Here is a 25,735-nt window from a genome sequence, read left to right on the forward strand (position 1 = left end):
ACCCATTAGACAGAAGGGAGATTATCTGTGGCCGTTCATTTGCTTATCGTCGATGCTCTTAACCTGATTCGCCGTATTCATGCGGTACAGGGCACACCCTGCAAGGACACCTGTTTACACGCGCTGGAGCAGCTTATCCGCCACAGTGAACCCACCCATGCGGTCGCGGTTTTTGATGACGAAGCCCGCAACACGGGCTGGCGGCACCAGCGCCTGCCGGACTACAAAGCCGGGCGTGCGCCGATGCCGGACGATCTGCACGCAGAAATGCCCGCTATCCGCGCGGCCTTTGAGCAGCGCGGCGTTCCGTGCTGGGGCGCCCACGGTAATGAGGCTGACGATTTAGCCGCAACGCTGGCGGTTAAAGTCGCGAGCGCCGGACATCAGGCGACTATCGTTTCAACCGACAAAGGCTACTGCCAGCTGCTCTCCCCCACTATCCGTATTCGCGACTATTTTCAAAAACGCTGGCTGGACGCGCCGTTCATTGCCAGCGAGTTTGGCGTATCGCCTGAGCAACTGCCGGATTACTGGGGGCTGGCGGGGATCAGCAGCTCTAAAGTGCCGGGTGTCGCCGGTATTGGACCCAAAAGCGCCGCACAGCTGCTGACGGAGTTTCAGAGTCTGGAAGGGATGTACGCCCGGCTGAACGAGGTGCCGGATAAATGGCGTAAAAAGCTGGAGGCGCATAAAGAAATGGCGTTTATCTGCCGGGAGGTGGCGACGCTACAGACGGATTTACAACTGGACGGGAATTTACAGCAGTTAAGGTTAGAGCGTTAAAACAACTACACGATTTTGTAGGCCCGGTAAGCGCAGCGCCACCGGGCGTTACAAACGTTATCGCTCGTCGCGACGCCCCCCCACGGCCGCCCACCAGCGACGGATATGCACCGTCACTTCTTCGCGGTCGTGATAAAGCTGACGCGCCTGGATTTCCGCGTTAATCCCGTGTTCATCCAGCTGCTGCTGAATGTAGGCCAGGTTCTGCGACACCTCCTCATAGCGCTTTTTCATCGGCAGCTTGAGGTTGAAAATGGTCTCGCGACACCAGCCGTTCACCAGCCAGGAGGCCATCAGCGCGGCCACTTTCGCCGGTTTCTCAACCATGTCGCACACCATCCAGGAGATGTTGTTGCGGTTCGGGCGATAGCGGAAACCGTCTTCACGCAGCCAGGTGACCTGTCCGGTGTCCATCAGGCTTTGCGCCATTGGGCCGTTATCAACGGACGATACCCACATGTTGCGTTTCACCAGCTGATAGGTCCAGCCGCCCGGGCACGCGCCAAGGTCGACGGCATACATGCCGTTTGCCAGCCGTTCGTCCCACTCGTCCGCCGGGATAAAGACGTGAAACGCCTCCTCCAGCTTGAGGGTTGAACGGCTCGGCGCATCTGCCGGGAAGCGCAGACGCGGGATCCCCATAAAGAACGGCGAGTTATTGGTGGTATACGAGTAGCCTGCGTAACAACATCCTGGCGCAATAAAGAAGATATGCACGACTGGGCGCTTTGGCGTTTCGTAGTTTGTCAGCACACCCGCATCACGCAGCGCCGCGCGCAGCGGCACGGTGAACTTACGGCAGAACTTCATCAGCTCTTTGCTTTCGTTGGTGTCGGCCACTTCCACGCGCAAATCGCCGCCCTTCTCCACCACGCCCTGCAACAGGCCAACAATCGGCGTGATGCGATCTTCCGGCGGAAGATCTTTCAGCAGTTCACCCGCGACAAACATCTGACGGGCGAAAATCAATGAGCTGAACGGCAGTTCGCGCGCCAGCTTGTCGGCATCATCAGGCTGATAGCATTCAAATACCACATAGCCCGCGTTCTCTTTGACGCGAGCGAATCCAAAGACTTCACGCTTCGCCGCTTTATCGGTGATTTCCGCGGCGCACTCTTTCTCAAACCCCGGGCGACAATATAAAACAACCTTATTCATGAACAACGCCCTTGCGTTTCAGACGGATAGCTCCGATAAACATTAACACCCAACCCGCCAGGAAGCTGACGCCGCCGACAGGTGTAACAAACGCCCACAGGCGTAAATGCGACAGCGCCAGACAGTAAAGACTGCCGCTGAACAGTACGGTACCCAGCGCCAGAAAGACGCTGCTCCAGTAAAACCAGATGCTGATGCGGCGCTGCATCGCCACCGCCAGCCCAAAAATTGCCAGCGTGTGGAACGCCTGATATTCAAGGCCGGTCTGGATCCACCCCATCTCCACAACGCCCAGAGATTTGCTTAAGACATGCGCGCCAAACGCGCCCAGAGCTACAAAAATAAAGCCACTCACCGCGGCGAAAATCAGCATGAATCGGCTGGTCATGTTTAAGTCCTGAATTGATGCGTGCCCGGCACACAAACGTTATTGTTCATACCTGAAGCGGAATTTTTCTTGCTCGCTTGCCGCTTTCGCCAGTATCCACTGCCGGAAAGCGGCTATTTTACCCAGTTCTGCCTGACTGTCATGACAAACCAGATAAAATGCATTCTTGCTGACCAGTACATCGTTAAATGGGCAAACCAGACGGCCTGCCTCAATTTCGGACTGCGCCATAACGTTGTTTGCCAACGCCACGCCCTGCCCGTGAATGGCAGCCTGTAGCACCATCGCGCTGTGGCTAAAAATGGGCCCCTGCTGCACGTTTATATGATTAAGACCTAACTGGCGGGTATAAGTTTGCCAGTCGCGACGCGACGCATCGTGCAAAAGCGTATGTTGCGCCAGATCGGCGGGCGTTTTGAGCGCTTTATCCCCCGTCAGCAGCAGCGGTGAACAGACCGGCAACAGATATTCTGCGTATAATTTTTCCACACGCAAGCCCGGCCAGTTACCGCGACCGTAAAAAATCGCCACGTCCACATCATCTGCAAGCTTGTCTTCCTGACGGTCCACCGCCTGGATTCGGACATCGATTCCCGGATAAGTTGAGTTAAAGCTTGAGAGTCGCGGCACCAGCCACTGAATGGCAAAACTGGGCAATAAACTCACAGTCAGGGCGCCTTTTGCGCTCCGGGCCTGAAGCTTGCGAGTGGCTTCCGTCAGCTGGGAAAAAATCTCTTTAATATCCTGAAAATAGCTCTGCCCCTCTTCGGTCAACAGCAACGAACGGTTGCGTCGACGGAACAGCTTAAGCCCCAGAAAATCCTCCAGAGACTTGATTTGATGACTTACTGCGGCCTGTGTCACAAAAAGCTCATCGGCTGCGCGGGTGAAGCTGAGGTGGCGTGCTGCTGCATCAAAAACACGTAATGCATTAAGGGGTGGCAATCGCTTGGACATGGTTATCTGGCTTAGATGTTAACGAGATTTAACATATAGGAAACAACGTTTAACCTATTAGTTTTTTTTATCTGAGCCATTATAATTTGTCCGTTGAGGAACTACCAGCAAATACCTATAGTGGCGGCACTTCCTGAGCCGGAACGAAAAGCTTTTTTTGGAATGCGTGTTCTGAAGGGCTTTTGGCTTACGGTTGTGATGTTGTGTTGTTGTGTTTGCAATTGGTCTGCGATTCAGACCACGGTAGCAACGCTACCAATTTTTCACTTCCTGTACATTTACCCTGTCTGTCCATAGTGATTAATGTAGCACCGCCAACTTGCGGTGCTTTTTTTTCGCTTATCTAACTGTTAATGCTCGATTTCCTTCATCTCTTTCACGTCAGTGCGATTGATCTGCTGTTTGTTCCCGTTAGCATCTTTGTATGAAATCATCCCGGTATCATTATCGGTTGTCGGTTTCCCTTCAGAGACGATAGATCGACCATCGTTGGTATGCATTACGTAGTTATTTCCAGAACAGGCGCTCAGGGCAAAGGTCAACGCACAGGCAGAAATGATTGCAGCTGTCTTTTTCATGATTATCTCCTTTAGCAATTAATGCTATTCAAACCTCGATTTATAACAGGCTAAAACATCCGCCTAACACTATTTAGCATAACCTGCTTTTTCAGACTCGCCAGGATAAGCAGACAAATCTGATAGATATCAACTTCCTTGCCCTGCCGATGAATTTGCGCGACGATCGTAGAATCGATATGAGGAATTCCATGAACGCTTTCAGTCCTGCGCAGTTTCGCGCACAGTTTCCCGCGCTGGCCGATGCCGGCATTTATCTTGATAGCGCTGCCACGGCCCTTAAACCGCAGGCGGTGATTGAGGCAACCCGCCAGTTTTACAGCCTGAGCGCCGGGAACGTGCACCGCAGCCAGTATGCCGACGCGCAGCGCTTAACGGCGCAATACGAAGCCGCACGGGATCAGGTCGCGCGCCTGATCAATGCTGACAGCGGTAAGAACATCGTCTGGACGCGGGGCACCACCGAGGCCATTAACATGGTTGCGCAATGTTACGCGCGTCCGCTGTTGCAGCCCGGGGATGAGATCATCGTCAGCGAGGCGGAACACCACGCCAACCTGGTGCCCTGGCTGATGGTGGCCGAACAAACCGGGGCACAGGTTGTAAAGCTCCCGTTGGGTGCGGACTTCCTGCCTGACGTGGCGCGTCTGCCTGAGCTGATTACGCCGCGCAGCCGTATTCTGGCGCTGGGGCAGATGTCCAACGTCACCGGCGGCTGCCCGGATCTGGCGCGTGCCATTGAGATTGCCCATGCCAGCGGCGTGGTGGTGATGGTCGACGGTGCGCAGGGTGTGGTGCATTTTCCGGCTGACGTTCAGGCGCTGGATATCGACTTCTATGCCTTCTCAGGACACAAATTGTACGGGCCAACAGGTATCGGCGCGCTGTACGGCAAACCTGAACTGCTGGCCCGGATGACGCCGTGGCTCGGCGGCGGCAAGATGATTACCGAAGTCACCTTCGACGGTTTTAAAACGCAGGATGTGCCCTACCGCCTGGAAGCCGGTACCCCAAACGTGGCCGGGGTTATCGGTCTGAGCGCAGCGCTCGAATGGCTGGCAGAAACGGACGTGGTTCAGGCTGAAAGCTGGAGCCGGGGTCTGGCGACGCTGGCGGAAGAAGAACTGAAAAAACGTCCGGGTTTTCGCTCGTTCCGCGTCCAGGACTCCAGCCTGCTCGCCTTTGATTTCGCGGGCGTGCACCATAGCGACATGGTAACGCTACTTGCCGGATACGGCATTGCCCTGCGTGCCGGACAGCACTGCGCCCAGCCGCTGCTGGCGGCTATTGGCGTGAGCGGTACCCTGCGCGCCTCGTTTGCACCGTACAATACAAAAAGTGACGTCGATGCGCTGGTTTCCGCCGTCGACCGCGCCCTGGAATTACTGGTGGATTAATGACAAGTTCAGCTTTAGCCGGACACCCGTTCGGCACCGTTATTACTGAAGAGACGTTAAAACAGACCTTTGTCCCGCTCACGCAGTGGGAAGATAAATATCGTCAGCTGATCCTGCTGGGCAAACAGCTGCCCACCCTGTCAGACGATCTGAAGTCACAGGCGAAGGAGATCGCTGGCTGCGAGAACCGCGTCTGGCTTGGGTTTAGCGTATCCGGTGAGAAACTGCATTTCTTCGGCGACAGCGAGGGACGCATTGTTCGCGGTCTGCTGGCGGTGCTGTTGACCGCAATCGAAGGGAAAAGCGCCGCAGAGCTGCTGGCGCATTCTCCGCTGGCGCTGTTTGATGAGCTGGGACTTCGCGCGCAGCTTAGCGCCTCGCGCGGTCAGGGACTGATTGCGCTAAACGACGCGGTGCTGGATGCCGCCCGTCAGGCTCAGGCCTGACGTTCCGCCTTCGCCATCATCTTCTTCAGGGCGTGAGAGACCGCCACAAAGCCGAAGGAGGCGGTCACCATGGTGGCCGCTCCAAACCCAGAGGCACAATCCATCCGCTTTGGCCCTTCCGCCGTGCTTTTCATCGCACAAACTGAACCATCCGCCTGCGGGTAGACCAGCGCTTCGGTGGAGAACACGCAGTCGACGCCCAGCTTGCCCTTGCTGTTCTTCACCACATTGAAGTCGCTCTTCAGGCGTTCACGCAGCTTGGCAGCCAGCGGATCCTGAATGGTTTTCGCCAGATCCGCCACCTGGATCTGCGTCGGATCGATTTGCCCGCCCGCGCCGCCGGTCGTGACCAGCGGCACCTTGTAACGACGACAGTAAGCGATCAGCGCCGCTTTTGGCCGCACGCTGTCGATGGCGTCAATCACATAGCTGTAGCCTTTGCTCATGTACTCCGCGACGTTATCTGCCGTCACAAAGTCGTCGATCACCGTCACCCGGCACTCCGGGTTGATGAGACGAATACGCTCCGCCATCACCTCGGACTTCGCCAGACCGACGTTATCACGCAGGGCGTGGATCTGACGGTTAGTGTTAGTCACGCAGACATCATCCATATCAATCAACGTAATTGCGCCAATGCCGGTTCTCGCCAGCGCTTCTGCCGCCCACGAACCCACGCCACCAATGCCCACCACGCAGACATGCGCATCCGCGAACAGTTGCAGGGCTTTTTCACCATATAACCGTGCCGTGCCGCCGAAACGCTGGCGCCAGGCATCGCTGATTACCACAGACATAAAACCTCAGATGTAAAAAGGGTGAGGTATTCCTCACCCTGAACCGTAATCCGTCTTGCGCTCAGAATACCACAATCAGCCGCTGAATACGTTTCCGGTACCCGGCGCTGTCTTCAGCACCCACACGCGTCCGTAGTGGTTATACCAGCCTGCACGATGGCCGGCATCCGGGCCGATGCCCTGATAAATGTCGAAGTGCTGGCCTTTGATCGCCCCACCCACGTCCAGCGCCACCATCAGGCGTAATTCATATTTGCCGTTGAATTTGCCGTTGTTGTCGAGGAGTGGAACTTCCGCCAGCAGCGTGGTACCCGCCGGAATAATCGAACGATCCGATGCCACAGAAGCGCGGCCAATCAGCGGGACGGCGCTCGCCCCTTTCACCGGCGCAAAGTTCTGCGGTTTGAAGAAGACAAACGATGGGTTCTGCTCAAGCAGCTCACGCACTTCCGCTTCGCTGTGCTTTTCGCCCCATTCGCGGATAGCCTGCATCGACATATCTTCTCGTTTCACTTCGCCACGGTCGATCAGCACCTTACCGATGCTGCGATAGGCATGGCCATTTTTACCGGCATAGCTAAAGAAGTTCAGCGGCGAGCCGTCGCCAAAATCAATATAGCCACTGCCCTGCACGTCCATAATGAAGTTGTCCATCAGCGAGTTGCTGTAGGCCAGAACATAATTTTCGCTCAGCGCGCCGGCGTAGATCTCGGCGCGGGACGGCAGACGACCGCGTTTCGGCGGCATACGGTAAATGGGATACTGGAACTCGCCCTGGCGCGTGTGTCGCGCCTGGACAACCGGGGTGTAGTAACCGGTAAACTGGACGTTACCGTAGTTATCCGCCCCCTCCATCTGCCAGGCATCGATACCAAACTGGCGCATATTGCGGGTATCACCGCCTGCACGCAGCCAGTCCTGCACGGCACTATAAACGTTGTTCTGTGCGCCATACAGGCGCGGCGACGCTTTGCGGATCTGGTACACCTGCTCGGAGAAATCCCCGGCATTGATTGGAGCACCCACGGCATCGGGCTGGTTAACTAAAGAGAAAGGCTGGGATAACTTCCCGTCTTTATACTGTTGACCGCGATCGGTCGGTTTGGAAGAGCAGGCCGCAAGAATCGCCACCATTGCGCCTGTCATCAGATACTTCGCCCAACGTCCTTTCATTATATCTCGTCTTTTAGTTGCCCAATTCCGCGAGATGAAGATAACAAACCCACCGTGTTAATGAAATGCAATCGCCTTCCCTTTGGCAAATTCTGCACAAAAAATAGTCCAAAGTGGCTTTTGCCGTTCATTTTGCATACAAAATAATGAATTATGTGAAAAAGGGGTTGCATCACAAACCTATCCGAGTATAGTGCGCTTCCACGGACGCGGGGTGGAGCAGCCTGGTAGCTCGTCGGGCTCATAACCCGAAGGTCGTCGGTTCAAATCCGGCCCCCGCAACCAATTAAAATTTGATGAAGTATCTTCTACGACTGTAGAAGTTTTTGCGAAGTAGTTCGAATCACAGCAAGGCGACGACGCAGTGAATCCTTAGGAGCTTACTCCAGTAAGTGACTGAGGTGAACGAGGAAAGTCAACGCAGATGTGGTTTGAAATACGAAGCAAAAAGACGGACGCGGGGTGGAGCAGCCTGGTAGCTCGTCGGGCTCATAACCCGAAGGTCGTCGGTTCAAATCCGGCCCCCGCAACCAATCAAATTTGAAGAAGTAAGTTTCTACAAGTGTAGAAAGACGGACGCGGGGTGGAGCAGCCTGGTAGCTCGTCGGGCTCATAACCCGAAGGTCGTCGGTTCAAATCCGGCCCCCGCAACCAACACTTCTTAAAACAATAAACACCCTGAAGGGTGTTTTTTTGTATCTGGCGTTTGTGAAAATGCCGGGCATGATACCCGGCTTAATGCCCTACCCCCGCCGCGCCAGCGTTTCCCCGTCTGAGAAGTAGGCCCGGATCCCCGCCAGAATCGACTCCGCCACTTCCTGCTGGAATTTAGCCGTCTTGAGCTTACGTTCCTCTTCCACGTTACTGATAAACGCGGTTTCGACCAGAATGGAAGGAATATCCGGCGCTTTCAGTACCGCAAATCCGGCCTGCTCGACGCTGTTTTTGTGCAGCTTGTTGACCCGGCCCAGTTTGCCCAGCACCGCTTTACCAAACTTAAGGCTGTCGGTAATAGTCAGCGACTGCACCATATCAAACATCGTATGGTCGACGTAACGGTCGCCACTTTTGCTCACACCACCGATTAAATCCGAGGCGTTCTGCGTGTCCGCCAGGTATCTCGCCGCGGTGCTGGTCGCCCCTTTTGTTGACAGGGCAAACACTGAGGATCCGCTCGGCTGGCGGCTGGTGAAGGCATCCGCATGAATAGAGACAAACAGATCCGCGCGCTGCTTTTGCGCTTTTGCCACGCGGACCTTCAGCGGAATAAAGACATCTTCGTTGCGCGTCATATAGGCGCGCATATTGCCCTCTTTGTCGATCAACGCCTTCAGACGACGGGCAATTTGCAGCACCACATCTTTTTCGCGGGTGCGATATTTCCCGACGGCGCCGGAATCTTCTCCGCCGTGGCCAGGATCGAGCATGATCACAATCGGGCGATCGCGCCCCGCCTTGCCAGGCTTTGGACCACTTTGCGCTGGCGGAACCTGGCTGTCGAGATCGCCTTTGTTGTAATCCTCAAGTAATGCCAGGAGCGGATCCTGAATATCCGTCGCATTCGCCGGATAGAGATCCATCACCAGACGCTCCTTAAAGGCGGCAACAGGCGCAAGGGCAAAGAGCTGCGGTTTCACGTTCTGCTTCAGCTCAAACACCATGCGCACGGTTTGCGGATCGAACTGCCCGACGCGCGCCGATTTGATAAACGGATCGTCGCCACGGATTTGTGCTGCCATGCCTTTAAGCACGGAGTTGAGGTTCACACCTTCGAGATCAACCACCACACGTTCAGGATTGCTGAGGGCAAATTGCTTGTATTTCAGCACGCGATTGGACTCGACCGTCACGCGCGTATAGGTCGACGACGGCCAGACGCGCACCGCGACTACCTGGCTTGTGGCGGCAAGACCCACCTGGCTGACGCTAAGCAACCACATCGCCCCGGCCCCTTTTAACAGGCGGCGGCGGCTTATTGCTGAATTGGATCCCGACATGCTTCTCCCGAGCAAGAAATCTGATTGATGAACAAAACGCCCAAATTGACCGAAAACTTTAACGAATGACGCATAAACTGTCATCTATAAAAGGGTAAACAATCATACGTTAACGCACGGATTACTTATTATTTTCTGTGGGTCGCAGAAAATTTAGGCTTGCACACGCGGCTGCGATCGAATAAAAATACATAAATTACGAATAAACATTCACTAAGGGTTGTGTCATGGTTAAGGAACGCAGAACCGAACTGGTCCAGGGATTCCGCCATTCTGTTCCCTATATCAACACCCATCGGGGAAAAACGTTTGTCATCATGCTTGGCGGCGAAGCCATTGAGCATGAAAACTTTTCCAGCATCGTCAATGATATCGGCCTGCTGCACAGCCTCGGCATCCGTCTGGTGGTGGTGTATGGCGCACGTCCGCAAATCGAAGCCAACCTGGCCGCCCATCACCATGAGCCGATCTACCACAAACACACGCGCGTGACGGACGCGAAAACCCTCGAGCTGGTCAAACAGGCGGCGGGTCTGTTGCAGCTCGATATCACCGCCCGCCTGTCGATGAGCCTGAATAATACGCCGTTGCAGGGCGCGCACATTAACGTGGTGAGCGGCAACTTTATCATCGCTCAGCCGCTCGGCGTGGACGATGGCGTGGATTACTGCCACAGCGGCCGCATCCGCCGTATTGATGAAGACGCCATTCACCGCCAGTTAGACAATGGCGCGATCGTCCTGATGGGGCCCGTTGCCGTCTCCGTAACGGGTGAAAGTTTTAATCTGACTTCAGAAGAGATTGCCACCCAGCTGGCCATCAAGCTGAAAGCGGAAAAAATGATCGGCTTTTGCTCCTCGCAGGGTGTCGTGAACGATGAGGGCGTGATTGTGCCAGAACTTTTTCCGAATGAAGCCCAGGCGCGCGTGGAAGCGCTGGAAGCAGAAGGCGATTACTATTCCGGTACCGTGCGTTTTCTGCGCGGCGCCGTTAAAGCGTGCCGCAGCGGGGTGCGCCGCAGCCACCTGATCAGCTATCAGGAAGACGGTGCGCTGTTGCAGGAACTGTTCTCCCGGGACGGGATCGGTACGCAGATCGTCATGGAGAGCGCCGAGCAGATCCGCCGTGCCACCATCAACGATATCGGCGGCATTCTGGAGCTGATCCGTCCGCTGGAACAACAGGGCATTCTGGTTCGCCGCTCCCGGGAGCAGCTGGAGATGGAGATCGACAAGTTCACCATCATTCAGCGCGATAACCTGACCATTGCCTGTGCGGCGCTTTATCCGTTCCCGGAAGAGCAGATTGGCGAAATGGCGTGCGTTGCCGTGCACCCGGATTACCGTAGCTCCTCGCGGGGGGAACTGCTGCTTGAACGCGTGGCGGCACAGGCGCGCCAGATGGGTCTGAGCAAGCTGTTCGTGCTCACCACGCGCAGCATTCACTGGTTCCAGGAGCGCGGCTTCACGCCGGTGGATATTGATTCCCTGCCGGAAAGTAAGAAAGAGATGTACAACTACCAGCGCCGCTCGAAGGTGTTAATGGCGGACCTGGGATAACAGTCACCCTCTCCTGTTGGAGAGGGCGTTCACTCAGACAGATTCAAATATCGCGCTTAATCCGCTTCTGCGCTCGGTACGGGTGGCAATAGCCTGGCTCAACACGCGCTCATCCGCATACAGCGACAGGCGCTGGCGCGCACGGGTAATGGCGGTGTAGACCAGTTCGCGGGTCACTACCGGCGACAGCTGTGTCGGCAGGATCAGCGCCGCATGGTTGAACTCGGAGCCCTGAGATTTATGTACCGTCATCGCCCATGCCGTTTCATGCTCTGGCAGGCGGCTGGGCTGGACGGACTTCACGCTACCGTCCGGTAGCTGGAACCAGACGCGCAGACCGTTACCGCGATCGAGCGCAATGCCGATATCCCCGTTGAACAGCCCCAGCGCACTGTCGTTGCGGGAGATCATCACTGGCCGGCCTTCATACCATCGCGAATGCAGCTGACGGTTAATTTTGCGTTTCTGCACCAGCAACTGCTCCAGCCTGTCGTTCAGGCCCGTGACGCCAAACGGCCCTTCCCGCAATGCGCACAGAAGCTGGTATTCGCCAAATGCGGCGATGACCTGTCCGGGCTGACTGCACTGCTGCACGCAGCTCAGAAAATGCTGGTATCCCTGGAGAGCCTCCTCAAGCATAGCCTGATACTCTTCCCCGCTTTGCAGCGATTTCTTTTCAATGTCAGTGAAGGTACCGTCAAACACCGTGCGCGTGGCGTGCCTGTCGCCACGGTTGACCGCCGCAGCCAGCTGGCCGATGCCGGAGTCGCTACCGAAACGGTAGCTTTTTTGCAGCAGGCACAGGCTGTCACGCAGTGCGCCCGCGATCGGCGTGTGATCGGGTTCAAGCGAGCAGCCGGTCAGACGGGCGAGCTCCTGCGCCCGCGCGGCGGTATAACCGTAACTGGCGTAGGTACAGATATCTCCCAGCACCGCCCCGGCTTCTACAGAGGCGAGCTGGTCGCGATCGCCCAGGAAAACCACCCGCGCATGGGGTGGCAGAGCATCAATCAGGCGCGACATCATGGTCAGGTCGATCATGGAGGCTTCATCCACCACCAGCACGTCCAGATGCAGCGGATTACCCGCATGGTAGCGCAGCCGCTGGCTACCCGGCTGCGCGCCGAGCAGACGGTGCAGAGTACTTGCTTCACCCGGGAAAAGCGCAAGCTGCTCCTGAGTGAGCGGCAGCTGTTGCATCGCGCCGCCCAGTGATTCGGTCAGACGCGCCGCAGCCTTCCCGGTGGGCGCCGCCAGACGAATACGGCATCGCTGCTCTCCTGAAAGCTGTATCAGGGCTGCCAGCAGCTTTGCGACGGTCGTTGTTTTCCCCGTTCCCGGGCCGCCGGATATCACCGAGATCCGCCGCGTCAGGGCGACGGCCGCCGCCACTTTCTGCCAGTCTGTGTCCTCACCGGAGTCAAACAGCCTGTCCAGCGTCTGGCGAAGCTGTGCTTCGTCGCAGGGAAGCGGCGCATTGGTCTCACTAAAGAAACGCGCTACCGTCAGTTCATTTCGCCACAGGCGGTTCAGGTATAAGCGCTCCCCCGTCAGGATCAGCGGTGCCTGGTTGTCTCCCGGCCCAACGGCTGACGATTCCCGCAAGATTTTCTGCCAGTCCACCTTATCTCCCAGCAGCGCAAAGCAGGACTGGAGGACAGGCGGCATTTTCTCGTCAACCACCAGACGCGAGAGCGGCAGACACACATGCCCCTCTCCGGCATCTTTACTCAACAGGGCAGCGGCAAGCATCACGGCGGGCTGGTCAGCGGCAATCATCATGGCAAACTGCACGTCCAGCTGACGCAGCACGCGTTGCTCTACCGCATCCAGCAATAAGTCCTGCATCGTCATGCCATCTCCTCCGTGTTTGCTGCAAACAGGTTATCCATTTTATTAATCAATTCCGCATCCGGACGAGTGCTGAAGATCCCGGAGCGCGGATCGGCAGCGTCAACCCCGCGCAGGAACAGGTAGATGACGCCGCCAAAATGATCGTCGTAGCGGTAATCCGCAATACGGTGGCGCAAATAGCGGTGCAGCGCCAGGGTATAGAGCTGATATTGCAGATCGTAGCGATGCATTTGCATGGCGGCCGCCATCGCCTGCTGGGTATAGGCTGCGCTGTTCTCGCCCAGCCAGTTTGATTTGTAATCCAGCAGGTAGTACCGTCCTTCGTGACGGAAGACCAGGTCGATAAACCCTTTCAGCATGCCCTGCACCTGACGGAAGTTCAGCGGCGGGCAACCGGCTGACAGCGGATCGTACTGACGGATAAGCGCATCGAGCGCGTCGGCCTTAAGCGGGCCTGCGACGGGCAGATAAAACTCCATCTCAACCTGCTTATTTTTGGCCGTTAACTGGCGAAGAGAGAAGCCCTGCGCCGTCAGCGGCGCTTGCAAAATGGCGTTGATCCAGTCAGTGAGAACGGGCTGCCAGTGCGCGTCATAGCCTCCGCTCTGCAACATCTTCAGCACCCACTCCTCACTGACAGGCTGGGTGAAATCAAGCTCTTCAAAAAGGCTGTGCAAAAAGGTGCCCGGCGACGCGCCGCGTGGGAACTGATGCGGAGTTAACGTCGGTTCAACCGGAACATCGCCTACCCCTGCGGCATCCACGTCCAGCTTCGGCATGAGATCCTGCGCAATACTTTGCCCGTGCTGTTGCAGGCCAGAGTAGCTGGTGACGCGCCAGTCGTCGGCAAGCACCCGTGTGATCTGGCGCGCGTTAAGATCGGTCACGGGCTCTTGCGCCATTTCCCAGCGGCTGTTGTCTGGCAGAGAAGGGATATGCAGGGCGATATCGTCTCCGCAAAGCGACTCGATACAGAGGCGCAACCCCGCCGCATCTTTCGGCTCACCACGCTGAATAAGCCGCCCTAAGGCGCTTAAATGGAAATCGCTCTCCCCTGTTTTCTCCCCGCGACGGCGGAAAACCGGCGCGACGCCCAGGCTGCAATGCCAGACAGAACGGGTCAGCGCCACGTAAAGCAGGCGCAAATCCTCCGCCAGACGCTCCGCTTCCGCCAGCTCAACGCTGGTTTCCGCCTTGCTGAGATCGAGCACCGCATCGAAAGTCTCGCGGTCATGATAATAGGCCTGATCCTGAACGCGGTAGTTGGCGATAAAGGGCAGCCAGACCAGCGGATACTCGAGACCTTTCGATTTGTGAATGGTGACGATTTGCACCAGATGCTTATCGCTCTCAAGACGCATCTGCTGGCTTGAGGCGTTACTGTTTGGATCCGCGATTTGCTGCGCCAGCCAGCGCACGAGGGCATGTTCACTTTCAAGCTGGGTGCCGGCTTCCTGCAACAGTTCGCTAATGTGTAAAATATCGGTAAGACGCCTTTCACCGCCGGATGACGCCAGCATATTTTCGGCAATCTGACGCCGCGTCATCAATTCGCGCAGCATCGCCATGACGCCGCGTTTTTGCCAGCGTTCACGGTAATGGACAAACTCTTCCACCACCGCATCCCATGCGTTTTCGTCATGGTTGAGCTCATCAATATCGCGCGCGTTCAAACCCAGCATAGAGCTGGCCAGCGCGCTTCGAAGCGTATTTTCGCGCTCCGGCGCCAGTACCGCCTGAAGCAGCCAGAGCATTTCCTGGGCTTCCAGCGTGTCGAACACGCTGTCACGGTTAGAGAGATACACTGACGGAATATCCAGCAATGTTAGCGCATCGCGGATTAACGCCGCTTCCTGACGACTGCGCACCAGCACGGTAATATCAGAGGCTTTAACAGGATTTGCCTGTTCCCCCTTCCACAGCAGCGCCTCGCCGCGGTTGCCTGCGCTCAGCCAGTCACGGATTTGCGCGGCGCAGTGCTGGGCCATCGCCGCCTGATAATCAGCAACGCCATAGCCTTCCTCTTCAAGCAGCCAGAAGGTCATGGCGGGCTGCTCCGCGCCACTGACTTCGAAGCGCAGGGATGCGTTTTTTGGGGCGGATTTCACCGGCAGAAAAGGGATTTCCTTGAACATGAACGCCGTCTCCATACGGCTGAACAGCGCATTGACGCTCTCAACCATCCCCGGAGCGGAACGCCAGTTGGTGTCTAACGTGTAATGCGCGACAACTTCACTACGGGCTTTCATATAGGTGAAGATATCTGCCCCACGGAAGGCGTAAATCGCCTGTTTAGGGTCGCCAATCAACAACAGGGCAGTGTCGGGCTGCTGTCGCCAGATGCGGCGAAAAATGCGGTACTGCTGGGGGTCGGTGTCCTGAAATTCGTCAATCATCGCCACCGGAAAACGGGTACGGATCGCGCTGGCGAGCGCTTCACCATTCTCGCTGGACAGGGCTTCGTCCAGGCGGCTCAGCATGTCATCAAACCCCAGCTCGCCCCGGCGACGTTTTTCGCGCGCGACGGCCTGGCGGATCTCCGTCATGGCGCGGGTGATCATCAGGTCATTGAGCGTTAATGGCTCCGCAAGCAGCGCTTCAATCGCCACAAACAGGGGATGCTCAGGCACAATACCGTCGGCTTTGGTTCGCTCGGTCAAAAAGCGTTGCGAAAATTTTTCCAGTGCGTCCGGAAGCTGGTAGCCCCGCGTCTCCTCCTGGGCCCAGGCGCTGATCTTTTCGATCCACTTCCCCTGGTTCCCACGGTTGAACTTGCGTCTGTCGATGCCTGAGTTTTCGATGATTGCATCAATTTCACCGACCGACTCATTCCACTTCTGCTTAAGCGCGGCAATTTTGGCGACGATCTTTTCATGGCGCGAGGCCAGCGTTTCATCGGCAGGCGGAGGAGATTTAATGACCGGCGCCTCGCCTTGCAGGTAACGGTCGATGGCGCGAAGAAGCTCTTCCGGACCTTTCCACAGGGCGTGAACCGCTTCGGCAATGTCGCGCTGCAACGGATAACAGTGTCGACGCCAGAAATCCGCACAGGCCTGATAGCGAAGCTCGGATTCATCTTCAATAAGCTGCTGCTCAAAGAGCATGCCGGATTCAAACGCATTCAGGCTCAGCATGCGCTGACAAAAACCGTGAATGGTGAAGACGGACGCTTCATCCATTTGCCGTTCGGCCAGCAGCAGCCATTGCGCAGCCTGTTGCTTATCCGCAATCTCGTCCAGCAGGCTCGCGTAGAGGGGGTTATCCGTCGTCTGACGCAGACAGGCAATGCGCAGCTCATGAATGTTGCTGCGAATACGGCCACGCAGCTCGGCAGTGGCCGCTTCGGTGAAGGTTACCACCAGCAGCTCTTCCACGCTTAACGGGCGCGAAAAAGCGGCGTTGCCGCCGAGCCCCAACAGCAGACGCAGATAGAGCGCGGCGATGGTATAGGTTTTTCCCGTTCCCGCTGAGGCTTCAATCAGTCGCTCACCCTGTAGAGGTAAACTTAGGGGATCAAGCGGCTCAGCGGTATGGGTCATTCTTTCTTACTCCAGGGCATTGTTTGTTGCAGCGCGCTGACGCTCTTCCAGACGGTCCACTCTTTTGATTTTACGTAGTCCGTTTTCCCGTTCTGGCTGCCAGAAACCTGAGACAGGATGGCCATACCCTGCGGTTTTACTACCGCCTGATGGAAGAAATCGGCAACCTTTTGTGGCGTCAGCTGTTTTATTTCGGCCACTATTTTATCACGCGAATCAAATTTCATATTACCGCGATCAAAATCTTTGCTCAGCTGCGAGGCCTCTTCACCCAGCGTCTGCGGCGGTTGCATCACCTGGGCGATAACCGCCTGCTGGATTTGGGCAAACTCTTCCGGCTTCATGGCGCGCAGTTTTGCTTCCGCCTGCGGGAAGAACGCCTGATAACGCTGCCACAGGTAAGCGGGTTGCTTGTCACTGCTTTGCAGAAGGAAGCCCAGCCCCCACTGACGGCCCACATTCATGGAGAAAGCGAACACCGCATAGCCCAGCTGCTCTTCGGTGCGCAGCTGGTTGTAAAACCACGGCTGAATAATTTGACCAAGCACAGCACTCTGGGCAGAGCTGGTAAATTCGTCATAACCGACAGGGACAAACACCGCGGCCAGCGCGGAATCCGTGCTGCTTCCCGCTTTTTCGAAGATCACGTTCTGCTTTTTCTCTACCAGCACATCCTGGTTACGGCACCACTCATCGCCTTTTGAACCCAGTTGCGCACGGACGTTTTGCGCCAGCGTTTTAGCCTGATCTTCGCTCATATTCCCTACAACCAGGAACTCCGGACGGGTATTGGTTTTCAGCGCATCACGGTAAGCCAGCACCTCTTTTAAGGTGACTGAGGGCAATATCGCGCGGCGATCTTCGCGCTGGAAGTACGGAATTTGCGACAGCATCTGTGCTGGCATAATCGCCTGATCGTAGGCTTTACCCTTCTCGGCAGAATCCATCATCTGGGCATACCAGGACTTAGCCTGCTCGAGCTGTTCTTCCGTAGGCGTATAGCTGAAATAACCGTCCAGCAGCGCCTGGAACAGCTGCGGCAAACGCTGGGTATAGCCGTTGGCATTCACCATCAGGCCGTTATTGGCGTTGGTGGAGAAACTGATACCACCAACGGCAGCCTGGTTGCTGAGCTGATCGAGGGCAATACCGGCCAGATAATCGTTAAGCGCAAACAGCACCTGGTTTCTGGCGCTGTCCATTGCTTTGGGGTTACGCAGCACCACGCTGACATCCGCTTTTGGCTCGTCGGCGAAATAGCGGCTTGGGGTGTAGACCACGCGCAGCGTCGGCTCATCAACAATCAGCTCCGGGTGCGGATACGCCTTTGCGGGTTTGATCAGCGAGAAATCGTCCGGGATGTAGGGGTTAAGCTCCGGTAACTTCAGCGCAATTTCCCCCGCCTTTTTCTGCCAGCCCGCGAAGGTCTGTTCGCTGATTTTTTCAACCTGATACGGGGCATCAACGAAGTAGGCCATTTTGTTATGCGGTTCGTTCGGGCTGATATACCAGACGCGGGCATTCTGCGGAGTCATCATCGCCAGACGCGCTTTGAGCGCTCCGGCGTCAAACTGGTCGGCAATATTTACCGCATCCAGCGTATGTTCCACCGGCACGCGGATCATGGTATCTGCCAGCCACTCAACGTAGTCCATATCACGCGTGATAGAGGGATAGCGGAAATCGAGATCCAGCACGTGCGCCAGCTCGTCAAAGTAGCGTTTATCGACGCCTTTGTCGCGCAGCAGAGAGAGATAACTGAAAATGGCCGCAACGACGTCGTTCCGGTGAGCCAGCCCTTTATCGGTCAGCGTCGCGGAGATGGCCAGCACGCCGCTATTCCCATTTACAACGGGATCGGAGTCAGCGCGAATACCTTCCACCAGCCCCTGCTTTTGCAGCCAGTCGGAGAGCGTACCCGGGCTGCGGTTGCCGATAAGATACGTCACCAGCTCGTCGGTTTTGCTGCGGAACTGCGCCGTGTTGTTATCAATACGGAATTCAACGCGTAACACCTTGCGCGGCAAGGCCGGCACATAGTGAATAACAATGCCTTTTTGCGCGTCCGTGACAACTGGCACGTTAATCTGCGGCAGATCGATATTTTTATTTGGCACCCTGCCGTAGGTCTGCGCGGCCATGTTTGCCAGCGTCGGCAACGGTTTATTGCTGTAGATAACCGCTTTCATCAGATTGGCGGAATAGTATTTTTCACGAAACGCATGCAGCGCATCGAGCACCGGGCTACCTGGCTTGTCGCTCAGCGTTTCAAGGTTGCCGCCTGAGAAGCGCGAACCCGGGTGCGCCGGATTGATGGTTTCAGCACTAACCTGCGCCATGCGCATACCGTCTCGCGTGCGCGCCATCGTCAGTTCGGCGTTCACGGCATTACGTTCACGGTCAGCGTATTTTTTATCCAGCAGCGGTGCGGCGATGGCATCCGCCAGACGGTCCACCGCCCCATCAAGCGCATCATTTTCCACTTCCAGGTAAAACGCGGTGCGATACGGCGCGGTACTGGCGTTGTGGCTGCCGCCATGCATTTTCAGAAATTCGGACAGGCTGTCAGGCTGTGGGTATTTTTTAGATCCCATCAGCGTCATGTGCTCAAGGTAGTGCGCCAGTCCCGGATGGGCGTCAGGATCTTCCAGCGAACCCACCGGCACAACCAGCGCGGAGAGCGATTTCACCGCCTGAGGATCGGAAACCAGCAGTACGGTCATCCCGTTATCAAGACGAATCGCCTGATACTGACGGGTGTCCTTATCGCTCTTACGGATTGTTTCCTTGACAGGTTGCCAACCGGAATCGGCCTGAGTGACGGGAGCCCAAAGGGCGATAAACAAAACAAACGCTTTGAACAAGGTGCTGCCTGGCATTACGACCTCTTTATCACGGCTACATCATTAACAACGTGCGTGCTGGACACGCCAGCATTTCTTTCTTTGGGTACATCAGTCCGTGATAAGAGGTGCATCATAAATGAACACCTCATACTGCGCAATTTTTATACAGCACTCAGGACTGATTAAATTTGTATAACGGTAACAGGTAGCGTTGCGCCTCCTGGGTGATAATGTCGAAATATTCTGGCTCCAGCGTTCGCCATAAACGTTGATACCAGACATCGTCACCTTCGCCACGTACCATCATGTTCCCTTCGTAGGCCTGCAAAAACTTGCTGCGCGCTTTCTGGAGCGAAGCCTCATCCGTTAACATGGCATCATTCTGCGCGTCATAACAGGCTTTTATCCATGCCCCCCCACTTTCAGGCAGCAAAAGCAGGGGTTTGTTCATGCCCTGACGGTAACCTTCAATATAAAGCGACAGGTACGTCAACGCCTGCTCAGGCTCCATCCGCGGGAAGCGCCATTCGCCGTCCTTACGTACAAACAACCGGCTTTCACCTTCGTGACCACTCGCACTGTAGACAAGATGTTCGAGCCAGAGTTGCAGGCCATGTGAAACGCTGAGCATGGATGGGCGCCAACGCAGCAGCCCGTCAGACTGCACGTGCGTGAGCCAGCCGCTAAGGTGCATACCGTTACAATCGAGATCGATTTCAATGCTGCTCGCCGGCTGCCGACACGCGATAACGCGGTCAGCTAGCGCTCGCATCTCCTCGCACTGGGCATCCCAGACGATTTCGCCGAATGCACCATACGGAAGTAATCCCGACGCCCTGTAACGTCGAAACAGTTTACTGGCGTCTTCTTCGTCAACCAGCGCATTCAGAAGCTGGGAATTAAGCTTAAAACGCTCCAGCCCATCAAGAATAAACGGTTCCGCATCGGGGATTTCGCTCTCTTCAGAGCGGAAATTCACCTGCAAGCGTTGCTGGAAAAACGCCCGAACCGGGTGTGCCCAAAAGCGCTGTAGCTGCTCAAACGTGAGGGTGTCTATAGCGCGCGGTTCGAGCGCCTGAATAAAATCGGTTTGCGGCGTCCCCGCTTTCTTCGCGGCGGGAAGCCACTCGCGGGCATAGCTTTGCAGTTCATCAGGAACGTAGTTGACAGGATCGAACGGCATACGGCTATGGTGGCAAGTGATATGCGCTATCACCCGACGTTCGCTTTCGTCGCAGTTGCAGGCTTCATCGCCCGGCAGATAGTGGCTCTGTCCAATGTAGTCCACTAGCTCCTGCACCAGCACAGACGGGAAACGCTCGCTGTTATCCTGAATTGAACGTCCGATATAGCTGATATAAAGCCTGCTTTGCGCAGACATCAGCGCCTCAAGGAAGAGATAACGGTCATCATCGCGGCGGCTGCGGTCACCCCGCTTCGGTTGTGCGCTCATAAGATCAAAGCCCAGAGGCGGCAGCGCACGCGGATAAATACCGTCGTTCATGCCAAGCAGACAGACCACTTTGAACGGGATTGAACGCATTGGCATCAGGGTACAAATATTCACCGGCCCCGCAAGGAAGCGCTGGCTGATGCGCTCCTGATCGAGACGTTGCGTCAGCTCATCACGCAGAAGCGAAAGGGGAACCGCCTCGTGATAGTGCGAATTAACCCCTTCATCAACGATGGCCTGCCACTGCTTCTCGATAAGCGCCATGGCGGCTTCAGTTTCGCTGTCCGGCAGGAAGAAATCATTCAGCATTTCGCGGCAAACTGGCAGCCACTCTTCGAGCGGGCGGGGCTGCATCAATGCACGGCGCCAGCGGTTGAGCTGCATAAGCAGCGAGGCTAAGTGACCAACCAGTTCCGCGATCAACCCACTGGATTCATCGTACGGCAGCACGTCATTCCATTCGCCGTGGATGCTCTCCATTGCATACCCCAGCAGCATGCGCGTCAGCCCAAACTGCCAGGTATGCTGGCCGGTTGCTGGCAGTTCGAACTCCTGGACGTTATCATCGTCGATACCCCAGCGGACACCGGATTCGTTGACCCACTGGCGCAGATAGCGCAACCCCTCTTCGTTAATGTTGAAACGTGCGGCCAGAACTGGCACATCCAGCAGTGCCAGCACATCCTCAGAGATAAACCGGCTATCAGGCAGCGAAAGCAGGCTGATAAAGGCCTGTAGCGCCGGGTGTGACTGACGAGCGCGACGGTCAGAGATTGCGTAGGGCAGATAGCGGTCGCCCGTTGCGCTGCCAAATACCGCCTGAATAAACGGGCTGTAGCTGTCGATATCCGCCACCATCACCACGATATCGCGCGGTGTCAGGGTTGGGTCGTCCTGCAACATGGCCAGCAGGCGGTCATGAAGAATTTCAACTTCACGCTGTGGGCTGTGACAAACGTGGATCGCGATACTACGATCGTCAGGATCCAGTTTTCGCTTCTTATCGCTTCGCGCAAACTCCTCGGCAGTGATCCCGGCAACGGCACGGTTCTCTAAATCCAGAATATCAAGCTGAATATTGTGCAGCAGGCTATCCGGCGTAATATCGGCAAACGCATCCACATCCCCTTCTCCCGAGGAGGTGATATCTGAAAGCAGATAAATATAGTCACGTCCGAGCTTGCCCCACGAGGCAAGCAGCGGGTTCGGCAGGTTCTGAATCCCCTCTTCATCAAAAAGCTGCGCCGCGTTTTCACTGTCTTTAAACAGCGGCACCGCGCGTTCTTCAAAGAGACGTTTTCTCTGACGGGTGACCAGCCGTGAAAGCCAGCGCGGATCCTGAATATCCCCCCAATAGTGCCGACACGGGTTGGTAAAGAGGATATGGATATCAGTGTGCTTACCGAGCGCTTTTAGCGCGTTCAGGTAGACAGGCGGCAACGCGGAGATACCGCAAATGAACACGCGTGACGGCAAACGGGCTGGCCGTTCTGCGCTGTTCTCAAGTATCGAGATAAAGCGATCGTACAAGTTAGCACGGTGCCACTTAGGCTGACCGAGTTTCCCGGTATGCTCGACCAGCGCTTTCCAGAGCGGCGCCTGCCAGATTTGCGCTTCCGGTAACCCATCGACTAATTCTCCCGCTTCCCAGCGAATCAGCCAGTCTGCACGGTAAACCAGATACTGGTCATAGAGGTCGGCAGTACGTGAGGCCAGCTGGAAAAGTTTACGCTTGTCGGTGTCGTCATTCAGGTAGTGCCGCAGCATGGCAAACTCATCACGCGCCAGCATGTCCGGCAGCAGCGTCATCAGTTTCCAGGCCATGCTTTGTTTGTTGAAGGCGCTCTGCTCAGGGATGTCCGGCAGGACGCGAACAAACATCTCCCAGATAAAGCTCGCGGGCAGCGGAAAATCGATGTTCGCCGCAATGCCAAATTTCTGCGAAAGGGACATTTGCAGCCACTGCGCCATACCGGTGCTCTGCACCAGCACCATTTCTGGCTCAAACGGATCGTCAAGACGCTCTTGCTCAACGATATACTCCATCAGTGCTTCCAGCACATCCAGACGATTTGAGTGGTAAACCCTTAGCATAAACGCTCCCGACTAGCGGCTAACCGGGCAGTGCAGACGCGTTAACGCGCCCTGCCGCCCCATAGGAGAAATAAGTGTGACCGTGATGCTGACACATCCGGACTGTGTTGTCTGCCCCCGACTGACCTGCCAGCCCGGCGGGAGCGTTAATGTTGAGATCTGCGATTGATTCCACGCATGATGCCATAGCTGACGATACTGGCTAAGCGCCGCATACCGGGCTGCCAGCGCGCGATGATATCCGGATAACGCCGTCACAACCACAACCAGCAACATCATTGCCAGCAAAACCTCCACCATGCTAAATCCTTTTTGTCTGCTCAGGGTAACTGACATAGCGTACTTTCCTTAAGGGGGCAGAAATCACTCCAGCCGTGGGCGGAAAAGCGTATCTGCCCTTCCGCGATGTCCCCGCCTTGCCATAGCAACAGATCGTCATTGCCGGCAATAAGCAAAACACGCTCCCCAAACAGCCTTACACAGACCCGCAAACGCTGTGTCTGTTTGCACTGAACCTCTGGCTGTAAAGCCCATTCCTGAACGCGCCCCCACTCCAGTGCAGATTGCACGGCAGCCTGCTGGCGAACAGACAAACTCTCGCCACTTACCAGCGTGCTAAAGGTTTGCAACTGCTGATTTAATCCGGTGAGGATCAGCGTGCCGAGCACCAGCAATAGCAGGACCAGCGCCAGCGATGACATGCCCCGCTGACGATTCACAGATTAAACCCCGTTACGGTATGGCGAGCTGAAAAGGGTGCGGTCAGTTCACCTTTACGGCGGGCACGCAGCTCGATACTGATGACCGGCGCAAAGCCAGCACGATCGGTTTTAGTGACCATAAATTGCTCTATCAGGACCCGATCCGGGTCGGTGAGCTTATCCCATCCCTTACCGTCACAGGATGTGGCGCCCCGCAGCGTTTCAAGCGATCCGGACTCAAGCCGAAATCCCGTACTGTCGTTTTCTGACGCGGTGCTATCCCACTGGCCGTTGCTGTTTGCATCCCATTGCACAATCGCACATCGTCCTTGCCTGCCGATGATCATCCCCTGTCCCTGGCAATGCCCTGCACAGTATCCTGCTCTCTGAAACTGTTTACCGACCGCGAACAGACGTTGCCAGACCTCATCCTCCAGCTCCTGCTGCCCGGATTGCAGTAAAACCCCCCGCTGTAGCCCCGGTAAAAAACGTGACGTGCTGAGTAACAGAATGCTGCTTATCGTCATCGCAATCAGCACTTCCAGCAGGGAAAACCCTTTTCGATTTACTGGCATGCACCTTCTCCTGCGGCATTACACAGCCTGATACGTCCGCCATTTGAGACAATAACCCACCACCCACCAGCGCGGCTCTGCACCCGGATATGTCCGGCCCACGCGGTATCTCTTAAACCGTAAAATCCCAGCGCAGGTGTTATGTCGCTTATCGTGACCCCTGGCCACATCGGCTTCATCACGAACGGTCCGCCGCTGTCACAACCGGTCACCGCTGAACTGGCCAGACAGTTCTTTTCACCGTCGTTATACAGCGCGATCCTGTGCTCGCTGTTGTGACGGTTGGCGTCATTGCGCAAAAACACCAGGTAATCCCGCACCTGGCAGGCGGTTTGCCAAAGCCGCTGCCGCTGCTGCCAGCTGTCCCAGCCATAGAGTCCTGTGGCGCTGAGGATCACTGCCAGCGAAACGGCGATAAGGGTTTCGATAAGCGTAAAGCCTTGTTCGTTTTTCATGGCGGGAGTGTGGAGGAATAGCAGAAACGGTGCGAGCGTCAAACCAGAACTTTACGAGCCGCTTTCAGGAGATTTTCACCCGTTGCAACGCGTTGCATCATCTCTGGAAACAGGCTCGAAAAACAAAACGGGCGTGAAAAAAAACCGGCGCTAAAGAGCACCGGTTGTGTCAGGATTTGCCGTATCAGATGGCGACAGGAGCTTTAATGCCGGGATGCGGGTCGTAACCCTCAATCTCGAAATCATCAAAACGGTAATCGAAGATCGAGTCCGGTTTACGTTTGATCACCAGCTTCGGCAATGCACGCGGTTCGCGCGTCAGCTGGAGATGCGTCTGTTCCATATGATTGCTGTAGAGGTGGGTATCACCGCCCGTCCAGACAAAATCGCCTACTTCAAGATCGCACTGCTGCGCCATCATATGCACCAACAGCGCGTAGCTGGCGATGTTAAACGGCAGGCCGAGGAACACGTCGCAGGAGCGTTGATAGAGCTGGCAGGAGAGCTTGCCGTCCGCCACGTAAAACTGGAAAAACGCGTGGCAAGGCGCCAGCGCCATTTTATCCAGTTCACCCACGTTCCAGGCAGAGACAATGATACGGCGCGAGTCCGGATCATTTTTCAGCTGGTTTATGACGGTCGTGATCTGGTCGATATGACGGCCGTCCGGGGTAGGCCACGCGCGCCATTGCTTGCCGTAGACCGGACCCAGGTCGCCGTTCTCATCTGCCCACTCGTCCCAGATGGAGACATTGTTTTCATGTAGATAAGCAACGTTGGTATCGCCTTGCAGGAACCAGAGCAGTTCATGAATGATCGAGCGCAGATGGCAGCGCTTCGTTGTCACCAGAGGAAAGCCTTCTTGCAGATTGAAGCGCATCTGGTGGCCAAAAATGGAGAGCGTACCGGTGCCGGTGCGGTCGTTTTTCGGCGTGCCCTCGTCGAGCACTTTTTTCATCAATTCAAGATACTGTTTCATGATTCC

At 56.1% G+C, this 25,735-nt stretch carries 20 protein-coding genes and 3 tRNA genes; 7 read left to right on the top strand and 16 right to left on the bottom strand.

Annotation, left to right across the window (positions count from 1 at the left end):
* The first annotated feature begins 27 nt into the window (after nt 1–27).
* The gene (gene xni, locus ACOTXL_RS13965; RefSeq protein ID WP_003862753.1) at nt 28–783 is read left to right on the top strand and encodes a flap endonuclease Xni; all 756 of its coding nucleotides are present in this window, start codon (nt 28–30) and stop codon (nt 781–783) included.
* Nucleotides 784–840: 57 nt separating this feature from the next.
* Here xni and rlmM read toward each other — a convergent pair whose 3' ends face one another.
* The 4 genes from rlmM to ACOTXL_RS13985 all read right to left on the bottom strand — a co-directional run bounded on the left by rlmM (nt 841) and on the right by ACOTXL_RS13985 (nt 3,864).
* A complete protein-coding gene (rlmM, locus tag ACOTXL_RS13970) occupies nt 841–1,941 on the bottom strand; it encodes a 23S rRNA (cytidine(2498)-2'-O)-methyltransferase RlmM (RefSeq protein ID WP_003862754.1) in 1,101 nt (366 codons plus the stop codon).
* Nucleotides 1,934–2,329 carry a DUF423 domain-containing protein gene (locus ACOTXL_RS13975; protein WP_003862756.1) on the bottom strand — a complete coding sequence of 132 codons (396 nt, stop codon included), beginning with the start codon at nt 2,327–2,329 and terminating at the stop codon, nt 1,934–1,936. Before ACOTXL_RS13975 ends, rlmM begins: the two co-directional genes overlap by 8 nt.
* Nucleotides 2,330–2,368: 39 nt before the next feature.
* Nucleotides 2,369–3,286: a glycine cleavage system transcriptional regulator GcvA gene (gcvA, locus tag ACOTXL_RS13980; RefSeq protein WP_003862758.1), complete on the bottom strand. Its 918-nt coding sequence runs from the start codon at nt 3,284–3,286 to the stop codon at nt 2,369–2,371.
* A 350-nt stretch (nt 3,287–3,636) separates the two neighbouring features.
* A complete protein-coding gene (locus ACOTXL_RS13985) occupies nt 3,637–3,864 on the bottom strand; it encodes a YgdI/YgdR family lipoprotein (protein WP_003862759.1) in 228 nt (75 codons plus the stop codon).
* 191 nt (nt 3,865–4,055) lie between these two features.
* Between ACOTXL_RS13985 and csdA the strand changes: the two genes are divergently transcribed.
* On the top strand, nt 4,056–5,261 hold the full coding sequence (csdA, locus tag ACOTXL_RS13990; protein ID WP_022651789.1) for a cysteine desulfurase CsdA: 1,206 nt from the start codon (nt 4,056–4,058) through the stop codon (nt 5,259–5,261).
* Complete coding sequence (gene csdE, locus ACOTXL_RS13995; RefSeq protein ID WP_045351020.1) at nt 5,261–5,707, top strand: cysteine desulfurase sulfur acceptor subunit CsdE; 447 nt, start codon at nt 5,261–5,263, stop codon at nt 5,705–5,707. The genes csdA and csdE overlap by 1 nt, the downstream gene beginning before the upstream one ends.
* Here the strand turns inward: csdE and tcdA are convergent.
* A complete protein-coding gene (tcdA, locus tag ACOTXL_RS14000) occupies nt 5,698–6,504 on the bottom strand; it encodes a tRNA cyclic N6-threonylcarbamoyladenosine(37) synthase TcdA (RefSeq protein WP_006811804.1) in 807 nt (268 codons plus the stop codon). The two genes, csdE and tcdA, sit on opposite strands and share 10 nt — an antisense overlap.
* 75 nt (nt 6,505–6,579) lie before the next feature.
* Entirely contained in the window at nt 6,580–7,677 is a 1,098-nt protein-coding gene (gene mltA, locus ACOTXL_RS14005) for a murein transglycosylase A (RefSeq protein WP_003862765.1), read from the bottom strand.
* A 208-nt stretch (nt 7,678–7,885) separates the two neighbouring features.
* On the opposite strand from mltA, the gene ACOTXL_RS14010 reads away from it, so the two are divergent.
* From ACOTXL_RS14010 to ACOTXL_RS14020, 3 genes are all read left to right on the top strand, one after another.
* Nucleotides 7,886–7,962 (top strand) — tRNA-Met (locus ACOTXL_RS14010).
* 171 nt (nt 7,963–8,133) lie between these two features.
* Nucleotides 8,134–8,210: transfer RNA gene (locus ACOTXL_RS14015), tRNA-Met, on the top strand.
* Between the two features lie 44 nt (nt 8,211–8,254).
* Nucleotides 8,255–8,331 (top strand) — tRNA-Met (locus ACOTXL_RS14020).
* Between the two features lie 89 nt (nt 8,332–8,420).
* Here the strand turns inward: ACOTXL_RS14020 and amiC are convergent.
* Entirely contained in the window at nt 8,421–9,674 is a 1,254-nt protein-coding gene (gene amiC, locus ACOTXL_RS14025; protein WP_003862766.1) for an N-acetylmuramoyl-L-alanine amidase AmiC, read from the bottom strand.
* 227 nt (nt 9,675–9,901) lie between these two features.
* Between amiC and argA the strand changes: the two genes are divergently transcribed.
* Nucleotides 9,902–11,233, top strand: coding sequence for an amino-acid N-acetyltransferase (argA, locus tag ACOTXL_RS14030; protein ID WP_003862767.1), 1,332 nt, complete (start codon nt 9,902–9,904; stop codon nt 11,231–11,233).
* 33 nt (nt 11,234–11,266) lie between these two features.
* On the opposite strand, the gene recD is transcribed toward argA, so the two are convergent.
* From recD to thyA, 9 genes are all read right to left on the bottom strand, one after another.
* Nucleotides 11,267–13,087, bottom strand: a complete 1,821-nt coding sequence (gene recD, locus ACOTXL_RS14035; RefSeq protein ID WP_032610058.1) for an exodeoxyribonuclease V subunit alpha — start codon at nt 13,085–13,087, stop codon at nt 11,267–11,269.
* Nucleotides 13,084–16,626, bottom strand: coding sequence for an exodeoxyribonuclease V subunit beta (gene recB, locus ACOTXL_RS14040; protein ID WP_045350876.1), 3,543 nt, complete (start codon nt 16,624–16,626; stop codon nt 13,084–13,086). Before recB ends, recD begins: the two co-directional genes overlap by 4 nt.
* The gene (gene ptrA, locus ACOTXL_RS14045) at nt 16,623–19,505 is read right to left on the bottom strand and encodes a pitrilysin (RefSeq protein WP_032610060.1); all 2,883 of its coding nucleotides are present in this window, start codon (nt 19,503–19,505) and stop codon (nt 16,623–16,625) included. The genes recB and ptrA overlap by 4 nt, the downstream gene beginning before the upstream one ends.
* A 139-nt stretch (nt 19,506–19,644) precedes the next feature.
* Nucleotides 19,645–23,019, bottom strand: coding sequence for an exodeoxyribonuclease V subunit gamma (gene recC, locus ACOTXL_RS14050; protein WP_003862774.1), 3,375 nt, complete (start codon nt 23,017–23,019; stop codon nt 19,645–19,647).
* A 12-nt stretch (nt 23,020–23,031) separates the two neighbouring features.
* A complete protein-coding gene (locus tag ACOTXL_RS14055; RefSeq protein ID WP_003862776.1) occupies nt 23,032–23,355 on the bottom strand; it encodes a prepilin-type N-terminal cleavage/methylation domain-containing protein in 324 nt (107 codons plus the stop codon).
* Nucleotides 23,340–23,738 carry a DUF2509 family protein gene (locus ACOTXL_RS14060; protein WP_003862778.1) on the bottom strand — a complete coding sequence of 133 codons (399 nt, stop codon included), beginning with the start codon at nt 23,736–23,738 and terminating at the stop codon, nt 23,340–23,342. Before ACOTXL_RS14060 ends, ACOTXL_RS14055 begins: the two co-directional genes overlap by 16 nt.
* Nucleotides 23,735–24,295: a prepilin peptidase-dependent protein gene (locus ACOTXL_RS14065; RefSeq protein ID WP_003862779.1), complete on the bottom strand. Its 561-nt coding sequence runs from the start codon at nt 24,293–24,295 to the stop codon at nt 23,735–23,737. Before ACOTXL_RS14065 ends, ACOTXL_RS14060 begins: the two co-directional genes overlap by 4 nt.
* Nucleotides 24,286–24,750, bottom strand: a complete 465-nt coding sequence (locus ACOTXL_RS14070) for a prepilin peptidase-dependent protein (RefSeq protein ID WP_003862783.1) — start codon at nt 24,748–24,750, stop codon at nt 24,286–24,288. The genes ACOTXL_RS14065 and ACOTXL_RS14070 overlap by 10 nt, the downstream gene beginning before the upstream one ends.
* A 184-nt stretch (nt 24,751–24,934) precedes the next feature.
* The gene (gene thyA, locus ACOTXL_RS14075) at nt 24,935–25,729 is read right to left on the bottom strand and encodes a thymidylate synthase (RefSeq protein ID WP_003862785.1); all 795 of its coding nucleotides are present in this window, start codon (nt 25,727–25,729) and stop codon (nt 24,935–24,937) included.
* Between the last annotated feature and the right edge of the window lie 6 nt (nt 25,730–25,735).

The sequence above is a fragment of the Enterobacter cloacae complex sp. IR5402 genome, from assembly GCF_049238125.1.
GTDB classification, from domain to species: domain Bacteria; phylum Pseudomonadota; class Gammaproteobacteria; order Enterobacterales; family Enterobacteriaceae; genus Enterobacter; species Enterobacter hormaechei_C.